We start from the raw sequence: 12,108 nt of genomic DNA, 5'->3' as shown, positions 1-12,108 counted from the left end.
AGCAGGCCGCCGCGTCGCCGATCCGCAGGTCTCAGGGGGTGTAGAAGACCTCTTCCATGCCTGCCCACCACTCGCCTTCCTTGCGGGTCTCGAGCGGCTCCTGCATCGGCCCGCAGATCTTCCACCAATCCTGCGTGACCGGATCCTCGGCCATCTTGGCGCTGTCGGCGGCAAAGTCGGTGCCGTGATACTCGAAATAGGCGAAGAGCAGGTTTTCCGGCTCCTTCAGGAAGATCGAGTAGTTCTTGATGTTGCAGTCGGCGATCTTCGCCAGCACGCCCGGCCAAACATCCGCGTGCAGGCGCTTGTATTCGGGAATGGCCTCCGCCTTCAGGCCGATCACGGATCCCATGCGCTTCATCTAGTCTTCTCCCTTTGCTTCATTCTTGTGAGTGCCGCTGCCGTCATCCCTGCGGAAGCAGGGATCCATTCAGCCTCCAGCGGCAGGCCGCTGCATGGATCCCGGGTCTCAGCTTCGCTTCGCCCGGGATGACGACCGAGCGTTTGAAATCAATCCAGCCGGTAGATGCGCTCGGCGTTGCGGTGCCAGAGCTTCGCCTTCTCGTCGTCGCTGGCGCCCTGGATCAGCTCGTGCGTCGCGGCGACCCAGCGGCCGAGATCGGCCGTCAGCGTGCAGACCGGCCAGTCCGAGCCCCAGACGACGCGGTCCCAGCCAAAGGCGCCGATCGTGTGCTCGACGAAGGGGCGGAGATCCGCCACCGTCCAGTTGACCGGGTCGCCATAGGCAATGACGCCGGAGATCTTGGCGGCGACGTTGGGCAGCTCGGCGATCGCCGACATGTTGGCGCGCCACGGCTCGAACGCCTTGTCCTTGACGTTCGGCACACCGCAATGGTCGACGACGAACTGCACGTCGGGCGCCGCCTTGGCGATCGCGGCGGCGATCGGCAGCTGGTGCGGCAGCACGCAGAAATCATAGGTCAGCTGGTGCGCGGCGAGACGCTTGATGTTCTCGGCGAAGATCGGCCGCTGGCCGAGCTCGTCCGGCGACTGGTGCAGGATGCGGCGGAGCCCCCGGACCTTCGGGTTGGCAGCCTGGCGCTCGAGCTGGGCCGCGAAGCCCTCGCTCTCCGGCCGGCAGGCGGCGATGGCGCCGATCACGCCCTGGCCAAGGCCGGTGACGAAGGCGGTCTCCGCCTCGATGTCCTTCTCGGCGACGTCGACCTCCATGTGCAGCATGTCGGTGATGCCGGCGGCCTTCGCCTGCGGCAGGTAGTCGTCGAGGGTGAAGTTGCGGTTGAGCGCCGGCGCGCTCTCAAGCCAGGGGTAGGAAAAGCGCTCCTGGTAGACCAGGTGCAAATGGGTATCGATCATCCGCATGACATCTCTCCTCCGGCCGTGCCGTCTTCAACCATTCATATATAAGGATAGAATTCACAACAAAACGAGATTCCGGCGCGCGAGGACAGCCCGACTCCCCACCCGCGAATGAGGTCATTCCTCGTCGATCCCGCGCCCGACGACATGCGACAGCTCGCGGCTGGCCCCGATCAGGATCGCCAGCGCCTCCTGCAGGTCGGGCACGTTCGGACGGTCGATGCGCGGCAGGAAGGGACAGGTCAGCGCCGCGAGCGCGGTATCGTTGGCGCCGAGCACCGGCACGGAAAGATTGTAGACCGACTGCGACTGGGCGCTCGGCGTCGACTCGTAGCCGCGGCGGCGAATCTGCACCAGCCGCTCGTCGAGATTGCTCGGCCGCACCTTGTCCTCGGCCTGCTCCTCGCGCTCGGCCTCCATCATCGCGCGCTCCTCCGGCGTCGCGAAGGCGAGCAGCACGTGACCCGAGCCGGTGTTGTAGAGACTGACACGCGCGCCGACACGAATTGAATAACTCCAATAGCTTGGCGCATCCATCTGGGCGACGACGACGATCCGGCCGCGGTCGTAAACGGCGAGGTGGCAGGCCTGCTCGGACTCGCGCGAGAACTGCCGCATCACCGGCAGGGCCTGGCTGACGAGCCGGCGGACGGGGGCGTGCTGATGCGCCAGCGCGAACAGGCGCAGCGTCAGTTCGTAGCGGTCGCCATGCACGCGGGCGACATAGCTGCGCCGCACCAGGCGGTCGAGCATACGGTAGATTTCGTTCGGCGAGCGGTTGAGCGCCTTGGCGATTTCCGCCTGGGTCATGCTCTCGTCGGTGGCGGCGAGCAGCTCGAGAATGTCGAGCCCCTTGTCCAGGGCGGGCGCCCTGTAACGGTCGTTCGCGTCTTCGGTCATGCGGCAATTCTCCCCCCGGCCACCCCTCCGGACCGTGACAAGTTAGACATTGACACTCGTCAGTCAATTTCGCTTATATACGAATATTCCATTCAATGGTGGACAATGTCAGGCGCCAAACCGGTTTGGGTCGGCGTGGCGCCGGGGTGAGGAATCGACCATGACCATTTTCCGCGGCATTCGCGCCGCCCTGTTTTCGTGCGCCGCCCTCGGCGCGCTCGCCGGCGTCGCCCATGCGGCCGACCAGCAGACCGACTGGGGCCAGTTCCCCGGCGTCACGCTGAAGGTCAAGCTGATCGGCGGCACCCAGTACGAGAAGCTCTATACCCGCCTGCCCGAATGGGAGAAGGCGACCGGCGCCAAGGTCGAGATCGTCTCGTCGAAGAACCATTTCGAGCTCGACCGCGAGATCAAGCAGGACATCGCTTCCGGCACGATCACCTGGTGCGTCGGCTCCAACCACACCAGCTTCGCGCCGCAGTATGGCGACCTCTACATCGACCTGAAGGACCACGTCCCGCAGGCGACGCTCGACCAGTTCGTGCAGGGCACGCTGGCCTCGTCGATGGTCGACGGCCGCCTGGTGCAGCTGCCGCGCGTCACCGACGTGTCGAACCTCTACTACCTGAAGGACCTGTACGAGAACGCCGACAACAAGGCGAAGTACAAGGAGAAGTTCGGCACCGAGCTGGCCCCGCCGGCGACCTATGACGAGCTGAAGCAGCAGATCATCTTCTTCGCCAGCCCGCCGAACCTCTATGGCACCGCCTTCGCCGGCAAGGACGAGGGCATGACCGGCCGGTTCATGGAGATCGTGCGCGCCAATGGCGGCGACATGTTCGACGAGAACTGGAAGCCGATCTTCAACTCGCAGGCCGGCATCGACGCGCTGCAGTGGTTCATCGACATCTACAACGCCAAGGCCGTTCCGGCCGGCACGGTGAACTACACCTGGGACGACATCGGCCAGGCCTTCGCCGCCGGCACGCTCGCCGTCGACCTCGACTGGCCCGGCTTCGCCGCCTTCTACAACGACCCGGCCAAGTCCAAGGTCGCCGGCAAGGTCGGCTTCGCGGTGGCGCCGGTCGGCACCTCCGGCAAGCGCGGCGGCTGGTCCGGCTCGCACTCCTTCTCCGTCACCGAAGCCTGTGACAACAAGGAAGCCGCCGTCAGCCTCGTCACCTTCCTGACCGACTACGACTCCGCCATGATGGAGGCCCGCGCCGGCAACCTGCCCGCCCGCACCCAGGCCTTCACCGACGTCGTCGAGGAGTTCAAGAAGAGCGACACCCCCTACATGGCCGAGATGTTCACGGTCTGGGAGAAGTCGCTCGACGAGGCCCGCACGCCGCCGCTCGTCGCGCAGTGGATCGAAGTGTCGAACGTGATCTGGCCGGAACTCCAGTCGGCGATCGTCGGCCAGAAGACCGCCAAGGAAGCCCTCGACACGGCCGCCGCCAAGGCGACCCAGATCATGGAAGACGCCGGCGTCCTGCAGTAGGCGCCTGCGCCCAAGCCATCCCCTCGCCCGTTCGCGGGCGAGGGTTTCGCGTTGGCACGTTTCCCCCGACACGCGCCGCCGCACGCTTCGCCCGCAAGAGGCGCGAAGCCCAGACGACCGGACCCGACGGCCCTCCCCCGGGTCCAAGCCAAACAACGGCTCACGGAACATCTTCATGCGTTTCTTCCGAAGCCGGCTCTCGCCTCCGATCCTGCTCTTGATGCCGGCCTTCGTCATCATCGCGCTGGTGGTGGCGCTGCCGCTCCTGTTCTCGCTCTACACGAGCTTCACCGGCTATCGCCTGGTGCAGCCCGCCTCGCTCTGGCAGTGGGTCGGCTGGCGCAACTATCAGCGCCTGCTCACCGACGTTGACTTCTGGTGGGCCTTCGGCCGCACGCTGGTCTTCCTGACGATCGCGCTCAACCTGGAACTGGTTCTCGGTCTCGGCATCGCGCTCTTGATCGACAAGCTGACCGCCGGCCAGCGCATCATCCGGACGATCATGATGTTCCCGATGATGTTCTCGCCGATCCTGGTCGGCTTCCAGTTCAAGTACATCTTCAACGACAATGTCGGCCTGGTGAACAACGCCATCCAGTCGCTCGGCTGGTCCGACGTCACCATCCCCTGGCTGGTCAATCCGGTCACCGCCAACCTCGCCATCCTGATGGCCGAGGTGTGGATGTCGACGCCGATCTTCGCGATCCTGCTGCTGGCCGGCCTGATGGCGATGCCGCGCGATCCGATCGAGGCGGCGAAGGTCGACGGCTGCAATCCGTGGCAGGTGTTCCGCCACATCACGCTGCCCTACCTGATGCCCTTCGTCTACATCGCCATGGCGATCCGCTCGCTCGACGTCGCCCGCGCCTACGACATGGTCAAGATCATGACCAATGGCGGCCCGGCGGGACGCACGGAGCTGCTCTGGACGCTGATCGCGCGCACCGGCTACCAGGACGCCCGCATGGGCATGGCCAACGCCATGTCCTACGCCTCGATCCTGCTGTCGGTCTATTTCACCGTCTATTTCTTCCGCAAACTCGCGGCCGCGCGCCGGACCATGGGCGGGGTGGCCTGATATGGAACGTTCCTGGCAACGCTGGCTGATCCGGTTCGGCATCTTCGTCGTCATGACGATCATCTGCCTGCCCGGCCTCTGGATCGTGATGACGGCCTTCCGCGACAATGTCGAGGTGATGGCGCGTCCCCCGGTCTGGATCCCCGAGCGGTGGACGCTCGACAATTTCCGCGCGATCCTCGGCATGTCCGAGAACCAGCAGGGCATCCCCGTCGTCCGCTATTTCGTCAACTCGCTGATCATCTCGGTGACGAGCACGATCCTGGCGCTGCTGATCGGCATGATGGGCGGCTACGCCTTCGCCCGCTACCGCTTCAAGGGCAAGAACGTCGCCTTCCTCTGGCTGATGCTGTCGCGCACGGTGCCGGGCATCTCGCTGTCGCTGCCGGTCTTCATGATCTGGAGCCGCGTCGGCCTGATCGACACCGATTTCGGCGTCATCCTGGTCTATCTGGCGCTCAACATCCCGTTCACGATCTGGCTGATCGACGGCTTCTTCCGGCAGATCCCGCTCTCGCTCTCGGAAGCGGCCCAGGTCGACGGCTGCACCCGCTGGCAGGCGTTCTGGAAGATCGAGTTCCCGCTCGCCAAGTCGGGCATCGCGTCGGCCGGCATCTTCGCCTTCCTCACCTCGTGGAACGAGTTCGCCCTCGCCTCTCAGCTCACGCGGACCACCGCGTCGAAGACGCTGCCCGTCGGGCTGATGGATTTCACCGCACAGTTCACGGTCGACTGGACCGGCATGTGCGCCATGGCCGTGATCATCATCGTGCCGGCGCTCCTGCTGACCTTCATCGTGCAGAAACATCTGATCGCCGGTCTCACCTTCGGCGGCGTCAAGGGATAATTTGATATGGCCGAGGTCAAGCTTCAGAAGCTCGTCAAGAAATACGGCAATGTCGGCGTCGTGCACGGCATTGACCTGACGATCGCCCACAATGAGTTCGTCGTGCTGGTCGGCCCGTCCGGCTGCGGCAAGTCGACCACGCTGCGCATGATCGCCGGCCTGGAGGACATCTCCGGCGGCACGATCTCGATCGGCGACCGCGTCGTCAACGACCTGCCGCCGCGTTCGCGCAACATCTCGATGGTGTTCCAGAACTACGCGCTCTACCCGCACATGACGGTCAAGGAGAACCTCGGGTTCTCCTTGAAGATCGCCAAGCAGGACGAGGCGACGATCGAGAAGCGCGTGGCGGAAGCGGCCGAGATCCTCGGCCTGACGCCGCTGCTCGCCCGCACGCCTGGCGAGCTCTCCGGCGGCCAGCGCCAGCGCGTCGCCATGGGCCGCGCCATCGTGCGCCACCCTGATGTCTTCCTGTTCGACGAGCCGCTCTCCAACCTCGACGCCAAGCTGCGCGGCCAGATGCGCGTCGAGATCAAGAAGCTGCACCAGAAGGTGAAGACGACGATCGTCTACGTCACGCACGACCAGGTCGAGGCGATGACGCTGGCCGACCGCATCGTCATCATGAAGGATGGCCATATCGAGCAGGTCGGCACGCCGGCGGAAGTGTTCGAGCAGCCGAAGAACACCTTCGTCGCCACCTTCATCGGCTCGCCGCCGATGAACCTGCTCGACGCCACCACAGCGACCGAGGGCGGGCGCAAGGTCGCCAAGCTCGCCGACGGCGTGACGCTGGCACTGCCGGCAGCGGCGGCGGACAAGGTTTCGGATGGCCAGGCGATCACCGTCGGCTTCCGCGCCGAGGCGTTCTCGCCGGTCGGCTACGGCCTCACCGGCGACAGCGAGGTCGCCGCGATCGAGCGCACCGTGACGCTGCCGGAGCCGCTCGGCACCGAGACCTTGCTTTACACCGAGCTCGGCGGCAAGGAAGTTCAGGGCAAGATGCTCAACCCGCGCCCCGTCCAGCCGGGCGAGCAGCTGACCTTCAATCTCGACCTCTCGCGCCTGCATGTCTTCGACAAGGCATCGGGCAAGAGCGTGCTGGTCTAAAACGAGAGCCCCCGGGGGAAACAATGGCAAAGATCGTTCGTGTCGAAGGCCTGATGGTCGACCTGAAGCCGAAGGTGAAGCGGGTCGACGCGATCCAGTCCTTCGTCAGCCAGGAAACGCCGATCATCCGCATCACCGATTCCGACGGCGTCGTCGGCACCGGCTACAGCTACACGATCGGCACCGGCGGGCCGGCGATCATGTCGCTGATCGAGAAGACGCTGGCGCCGGCCCTGATCGGCCGCGAGGCCGGCATGATCGAGCAGATCTGGCGCGACCTCCTGTTCATGACGCACGCCACCTCGGTCGGCGCCATCACCTCGCTGGCGCTCGCCGCCATCGACACGGCGCTCTGGGACCTGAAGGCGCGCAAGGCCAACCTGCCGGTGCATATCCTCGCCGGCGGCGCGCAGGAGAAGATCCGCCTCTACACCACCGAGGGCGGCTGGCTGCATTTGCCAGTCGAATCGATCATCGAGGACACGCTGCGCGCCAAGGAAAACGGCTTCGGCGGCGCCAAGATGAAGGTCGGCCGGCCGATCCACGAGGACGTCGCCCGCCTGACCGCGGTGCGCGAGGCCGTCGGCCCCGGCTTCGAGCTCTTCACCGACGCCAACCAGGCCTTCTCGGTCGACGAGGCGATCCGCCGCGCGCGCCACTACGAGGCGGCCGATATCGGCTGGCTCGAGGAGCCGCTGACCGCCGACGACGTCGACGGCCACATTCGGCTCTGTGAATCGACCTCGATCCCGATCGCTGTCGGCGAAAGCCTCTATTCGAGCCTGCATTTCCGCGACTACCTGCAGCGCCGCGCCTGCTCGATCGTCCAGGTCGACGTCGCCCGCATCGGCGGCATCACGCCCTGGCTCAAGGTCGCGCACCTGGCCGAGACCTTCAACGTCGTCGTCTGCCCGCATTTCCTGATGGAACTGCACGTGGCGCTCTGCGCCGCCGTGCCGAATGCGCGCTGGGTCGAATACATCCCGCAATTGGACAGCCTGACGACAAAGGGTATGACGATCGCGGACGGCTATGCCGTTCCGAGTCCCGAGGCGGGCCTCGGCATCTCGTGGGATTTCGACGCCATCGGCCGGCAGACGGTCGAGGGCTCGACGTTCCTGACCAAGAATTGATCGTTCTGACGACGAACTGAAGGGACTGACGACAATGAGCGGTAAGCTCGCAGGCAAGGTCGCGCTGGTCACGGCGGCGGCGCAGGGTATCGGACGGGCGATCGCCGAGCAGGCGGCGGCCGAGGGCGCGATCGTCTGGGCGACCGACGTCAACGAGGCGAAGCTCGCCGAGCTCGACGGCGTCAAGAACATCACCACGCGCAAGCTCAACGTCCTGTCGAATGACGACGTCAAGGCGCTGATCGCCGAGATCGGCACCATCGACGTGCTGTTCAACTGCGCCGGCATCGTCCATGCCGGCACGCTGGAAGAGGCCACCGAAGCCGATCTCGACTTCGCCTACGATTTGAACGTCAAGTCGATGTGGCGCACGATCTCGGCCGCGCTGCCGGGCATGCTGGCGCAGAAGGATGGCTCGATCGTCAACATCTGCTCCGTCGCTGGCTCGATCAAGGGCGTGCCGAACCGCTTCGCCTATGCCGTGACCAAGGCGGCCACCGTCGGCCTGACCAAGTCGATCGCCGCCGACTACGTCACCAAGGGCATTCGCTGCAACGGCATCTGTCCCGGCACCGTCGAGAGCCCCTCGCTGCAGCAGCGCCTGCGCGACCAGGGCGACTACGAGGCCGCCCGCAAGGCGTTCATCGCCCGCCAGCCGATCGGCCGCATCGGCCAGCCGGAAGAGATCGCCGACCTCGCCATCTACCTGGCGACGGCCACCTACACGACCGGCCAGATGCACATCATCGACGGCGGCTGGGTCAACTAAGGCCCACGCCCTGCCCTCTCCCGCAGCCCCGATGGTGGCGGGAGAGGAACTCCGACCGGCGGAGGCCCCTGCCCCCGCCGTCATCCCCGCCAAGGCGGGCATCCATCCAGCCGGAGCTGTCCGCCCGGCGCTCCGGTCGACGGAGCCTTCCCGGTGGCGCGCGGCGTCCGGCCGCGAAAGAGGAAACCTATGATCGTCGAGCAATATTTCGAGGACTACGAGATCGGCTTCTCCCGTCACACGATGGGGCGGACGATCACGGAGGCCGACATCGTCATCCATGCCGGGCAGACGGGCGACTTCTTCCCGCACCACATGGACGCCGAATGGTGCGCGACGCAGGACTTCAAGCAGCGCGTCGCCCACGGCACGCTGATCCTGTCGGTCGCGGTCGGCATGACGGCGACGACGATCAACCCGCACGCCATGTCCTATGGCTACGACAAGGTGCGGTTCGTGAAGCCCGTCTTCATCAACGACACCATCACGGTCGAGGCCAAGATCGTCGACAAGCGCGACCATCCGAAGCGCGCCACGCACGGCATCGTCTCGGAACTCGTCACGGTCACCAAGCAGACCGGCGAGACGGTGCTCGCCTGCGAGCACATCTACCTCGTCGCGAAGAAGCCGGCGTGATCGGAAAGCCGATCCCGGCATCGGAACCAAGATCAACGCATCACGTTTACCCGCCATGCAATCGCAAGCATGGAGGAAAACGATGCAGCAGGTCCACATTTCCAACTCGCTGATCGGCGCCGACAAGGTCGATGGCACCGCCATCTACAATACAGCCGGCGAACGTCTTGGCGATATTCATGACGTCATGATCGACAAGATTACCGGTCGCGTCGCCTATGCGATCATGTCCTTCGGCGGGTTCCTCGGCATCGGCGAGAAATACCATCCGCTACCGTGGAATGCCCTGAAGTATGACACCGCCCAGGGCGGCTATGTCGTCGGCCTCACCAAGGAGCAGCTCGAAGGCGGCCCGACCTATGACGAGGGCGACGAGCCGGCCTGGGGCGACCGCGACTACGAGAAGCGCGTGCACGACTATTACGGCATGCCGCCCTACTGGATGATGTGATCCAGTCCCCTCCGAACGGAAAAGGCCCCGGAGCGCTCCGGGGCCTTTTGCTATTTCCGCCTCTCACCTCTCCCTGAGGGAGAGGTCGACGCACGGAGTGCGGCGGGTGAGGGTTTACGGCCTCGCCGAAGAATGCCCTACCCCCTCACCGGGGCTTCGCTCCGACCTCTCCCATGGGAGAGGTGAAGTTCAGAGCGTGATCTGCAGCTTGACGTCGTTCGGGTTGGCGGAGGCGGCGCGCTCGAAGGCGGCGATCGAATCCTCGAAATCGTAGGTGCCGGTGATCAGCGGCGCGAGATCGACCTTGCCGGAGGCGATCAGCGCCAGCGCGCGGTCGAACACGTTGGCGTAGCGGAACACCGTCTCCATCTTCACTTCCTTGGCCGAGGCCGAGACGATGTCGAGGGCGATCGGCTCGACCGGCAGGCCGACAAAGACGATGGTGCCGCCGGGACGGACATAGTTGAAGATGCCGTCATAGGCGCGCGGGGAACCGGATGCCTCGAACACGATGTCGACGCCCCAGTTCTCCGTCTCCTCGGCGATCTTCGCCTTCAGGTCCGTCTCGCGGATGTTGACCGGAACGATACCGTCATAGCGGCCGGCGATGGCGAGCTTTTCGTTGACGAGATCGGAGATGTAGACGCGGCTGCAGCCGCCGGCGAGCGCCGCCAGCGCCACCATGATGCCGATCGGGCCGGCACCGATCACCAGCGCCGTATCGCCGGGGACGATCTTCGCCTTGGTCGCCGCCTGCATGCCGATGGCGAAGGGCTCGACCATCGCGCCCTCGGCAAAGGAGACATTGTCGGGCAGCTTGTAGGTAAAGGCGGCGGGGAAGACGACTTCCGGCGTCAGGCAGCCATGCACCGGCGGCGTCGCCCAGAAGGTGACGCTCGGATCGACATTGTAGATGCCGAGCTTCGAGGCCTTCGAGCTGAGATCCGGGATGCCGGGCTCCATGCAGACGCGGTCGCCTACCTTGAGATTCCGAACCTCGGAGCCGATCTCGAGCACCGTGCCGGACGCCTCGTGACCGAGCACCATCGGCGCCTTGACGATGAATGGGCCGATCGCGCCATGGGTGTAATAGTGCACGTCCGAGCCGCAGACGCCGACCGTGTGGATGGCGATGCGGACATCGCGCGGGCCGACTTCGAGCGGCAGGTCAATGTCGCGGAGCGAGAGCTTGAGCTTTTCTTCAAGGACGAGAGCACGCATGGCAGCAATCCGGATTGGCGGAGGGTAAGCCGTTCTAGCCGAGCCTTGCAGCCTTCGCTACGAGCCCGATGCAGCCGACCTCACACTTCTTTGCAGGGTCGCGTCCTACCCCTCCCCGTCGACCACCTGAAAGCCGGCCCAGAACGGATCGCGGTCGTCGACGAAGATGGTGTTGTAGCCGGTGACGCGCGCCCAGCCCTCGATGGTCGGGATGATCGCCGGCAGGCCGCCAACCGTCGTGGTGCCGGCGACGCGGCCGGTGAAGGTCGAGCCGATAATGCTCTCATGCACAAAGGCCTCGCCCTCCTGGAGCCGGCCGGTCGCATGAAGCTGCGCGACGCGTGCCGAGGTGCCGGTGCCACAGGGCGAGCGGTCGATCGCCTTGTCGCCGTAGAACACGGCATTGCGGGCCGAGGAGCCGGCGTTCTTGGGCTTTCCGGTCCACAGCACATGGGTCAGCCGGTTCAGCGCCGGGTTCGTGGGGTGGACGATCGCATGGCGCGCGTTGAAAGCGGCGCGCAGTTTTGGCGACAGGCGGACGATGTCGGACGGCTCGAGATCCGAGAGATCCGCATAGTTCTCCTGCGGCTCGACGATCGCGTAGAAATTGCCGCCATAGGCGACATCGACCTTGAGCGCGCCGATGCCGTCGACCTCGACCTCGTAGTCGCGGCCGAGCAGGAAGGACGGCACGTTGGTCAGCGTCACGCTGTCGACATAGGGGCCGTTCTGGACATAGCGCGCCTCGACGAGGCCGGCCGGCGTCTCCAGCCGCAAGAGGCCGGGCGTCTTCGGCGTCACCAGGCCGTGCTCGATGATCGTCGTCACCGTGCCGATCGTGCCGTGGCCGCACATCGGCAGGCAGCCCGAGGTCTCGATGAACAGGATCGCCACGTCATAGGCGTCGCTCGACGGCGGGTAGAGGATCGAGCCCGACATCATGTCATGGCCACGCGGCTCCAAGCAGAGCGACTTCCGGATCCAGTCGAACTCGGCCAGGAAATGCTGGCGCTTGTCGAACATCGTCGCGCCCTTCAGCACCGGGATCGAGCCGCCGGTGACGACGCGGACCGGATTGCCGCAGGTGTGGCCGTCGATGCAGACGAAGGTGTGACGCGCCATGC

At 65.4% G+C, this 12,108-nt stretch carries 13 protein-coding genes; 8 read left to right on the top strand and 5 right to left on the bottom strand.

Annotation, left to right across the window (positions count from 1 at the left end):
* Positions 1–31: 31 nt before the first annotated feature.
* From G539_RS0107125 to G539_RS0107115, 3 genes are all read right to left on the bottom strand, one after another.
* The gene (locus tag G539_RS0107125) at positions 32–361 is read right to left on the bottom strand and encodes an L-rhamnose mutarotase (protein ID WP_029074583.1); all 330 of its coding nucleotides are present in this window, start codon (positions 359–361) and stop codon (positions 32–34) included.
* Between the two features lie 149 nt (positions 362–510).
* Entirely contained in the window at positions 511–1,341 is an 831-nt protein-coding gene (locus G539_RS0107120; protein WP_029074582.1) for an amidohydrolase family protein, read from the bottom strand.
* A 114-nt stretch (positions 1,342–1,455) separates the two neighbouring features.
* Positions 1,456–2,238, bottom strand: coding sequence for an IclR family transcriptional regulator (locus G539_RS0107115; RefSeq protein ID WP_029074581.1), 783 nt, complete (start codon positions 2,236–2,238; stop codon positions 1,456–1,458).
* A 160-nt stretch (positions 2,239–2,398) separates the two neighbouring features.
* Here G539_RS0107115 and G539_RS0107110 point away from each other — a divergent pair, with 160 nt between their 5' ends.
* From G539_RS0107110 to G539_RS0107075, 8 genes are all read left to right on the top strand, one after another.
* Positions 2,399–3,739 carry an extracellular solute-binding protein gene (locus G539_RS0107110; RefSeq protein ID WP_035830529.1) on the top strand — a complete coding sequence of 447 codons (1,341 nt, stop codon included), beginning with the start codon at positions 2,399–2,401 and terminating at the stop codon, positions 3,737–3,739.
* Between the two features lie 175 nt (positions 3,740–3,914).
* Positions 3,915–4,817 (top strand): carbohydrate ABC transporter permease, encoded by a 903-nt coding sequence (locus G539_RS0107105; RefSeq protein ID WP_029074579.1) that lies wholly within the window; start codon positions 3,915–3,917, stop codon positions 4,815–4,817.
* Between the two features lies 1 nt (position 4,818).
* Positions 4,819–5,664 (top strand): carbohydrate ABC transporter permease, encoded by an 846-nt coding sequence (locus G539_RS0107100; protein ID WP_029074578.1) that lies wholly within the window; start codon positions 4,819–4,821, stop codon positions 5,662–5,664.
* Between the two features lie 6 nt (positions 5,665–5,670).
* Entirely contained in the window at positions 5,671–6,774 is a 1,104-nt protein-coding gene (locus G539_RS0107095) for an ABC transporter ATP-binding protein (protein WP_029074577.1), read from the top strand.
* A 23-nt stretch (positions 6,775–6,797) separates the two neighbouring features.
* Positions 6,798–7,907, top strand: a complete 1,110-nt coding sequence (locus tag G539_RS0107090; RefSeq protein WP_029074576.1) for a mandelate racemase/muconate lactonizing enzyme family protein — start codon at positions 6,798–6,800, stop codon at positions 7,905–7,907.
* A 34-nt stretch (positions 7,908–7,941) separates the two neighbouring features.
* Positions 7,942–8,676, top strand: a complete 735-nt coding sequence (locus G539_RS0107085; protein WP_029074575.1) for an SDR family oxidoreductase — start codon at positions 7,942–7,944, stop codon at positions 8,674–8,676.
* A gap of 189 nt (positions 8,677–8,865) precedes the next feature.
* Positions 8,866–9,312 carry a MaoC family dehydratase gene (locus G539_RS0107080; RefSeq protein WP_029074574.1) on the top strand — a complete coding sequence of 149 codons (447 nt, stop codon included), beginning with the start codon at positions 8,866–8,868 and terminating at the stop codon, positions 9,310–9,312.
* Positions 9,313–9,394: 82 nt separating this feature from the next.
* Positions 9,395–9,763: a PRC-barrel domain-containing protein gene (locus G539_RS0107075; protein WP_029074573.1), complete on the top strand. Its 369-nt coding sequence runs from the start codon at positions 9,395–9,397 to the stop codon at positions 9,761–9,763.
* A gap of 189 nt (positions 9,764–9,952) precedes the next feature.
* Here G539_RS0107075 and G539_RS0107070 read toward each other — a convergent pair whose 3' ends face one another.
* On the bottom strand, positions 9,953–10,984 hold the full coding sequence (locus G539_RS0107070) for an NAD(P)-dependent alcohol dehydrogenase (protein ID WP_029074572.1): 1,032 nt from the start codon (positions 10,982–10,984) through the stop codon (positions 9,953–9,955).
* A 105-nt stretch (positions 10,985–11,089) separates the two neighbouring features.
* Entirely contained in the window at positions 11,090–12,106 is a 1,017-nt protein-coding gene (locus G539_RS0107065) for a 4-hydroxyproline epimerase (RefSeq protein ID WP_029074571.1), read from the bottom strand.
* Positions 12,107–12,108: the final 2 nt, after the last annotated feature.

Source organism: Kaistia adipata DSM 17808, from assembly GCF_000423225.1.
GTDB classification, from domain to species: Bacteria; Pseudomonadota; Alphaproteobacteria; order Rhizobiales; family Kaistiaceae; genus Kaistia; species Kaistia adipata.
This window is presented reverse-complemented; position numbering and strand designations above follow the sequence as displayed.

Coding starts and splice junctions, on each gene's coding strand:
- G539_RS0107115 (WP_029074581.1), bottom strand. CDS start 2,238: ATGACCGAAGACGCGAACGACCGTTACAGGGCGCCCGCCCTGGACAAG.
- G539_RS0107085 (WP_029074575.1), top strand. CDS start 7,942: ATGAGCGGTAAGCTCGCAGGCAAGGTCGCGCTGGTCACGGCGGCGGCG.
- G539_RS0107070 (WP_029074572.1), bottom strand. CDS start 10,984: ATGCGTGCTCTCGTCCTTGAAGAAAAGCTCAAGCTCTCGCTCCGCGAC.
- G539_RS0107100 (WP_029074578.1), top strand. CDS start 4,819: ATGGAACGTTCCTGGCAACGCTGGCTGATCCGGTTCGGCATCTTCGTC.
- G539_RS0107110 (WP_035830529.1), top strand. CDS start 2,399: ATGACCATTTTCCGCGGCATTCGCGCCGCCCTGTTTTCGTGCGCCGCC.
- G539_RS0107120 (WP_029074582.1), bottom strand. CDS start 1,341: ATGCGGATGATCGATACCCATTTGCACCTGGTCTACCAGGAGCGCTTT.
- G539_RS0107090 (WP_029074576.1), top strand. CDS start 6,798: ATGGCAAAGATCGTTCGTGTCGAAGGCCTGATGGTCGACCTGAAGCCG.
- G539_RS0107075 (WP_029074573.1), top strand. CDS start 9,395: ATGCAGCAGGTCCACATTTCCAACTCGCTGATCGGCGCCGACAAGGTC.
- G539_RS0107065 (WP_029074571.1), bottom strand. CDS start 12,106: ATGGCGCGTCACACCTTCGTCTGCATCGACGGCCACACCTGCGGCAAT.
- G539_RS0107125 (WP_029074583.1), bottom strand. CDS start 361: ATGAAGCGCATGGGATCCGTGATCGGCCTGAAGGCGGAGGCCATTCCC.
- G539_RS0107095 (WP_029074577.1), top strand. CDS start 5,671: ATGGCCGAGGTCAAGCTTCAGAAGCTCGTCAAGAAATACGGCAATGTC.
- G539_RS0107080 (WP_029074574.1), top strand. CDS start 8,866: ATGATCGTCGAGCAATATTTCGAGGACTACGAGATCGGCTTCTCCCGT.
- G539_RS0107105 (WP_029074579.1), top strand. CDS start 3,915: ATGCGTTTCTTCCGAAGCCGGCTCTCGCCTCCGATCCTGCTCTTGATG.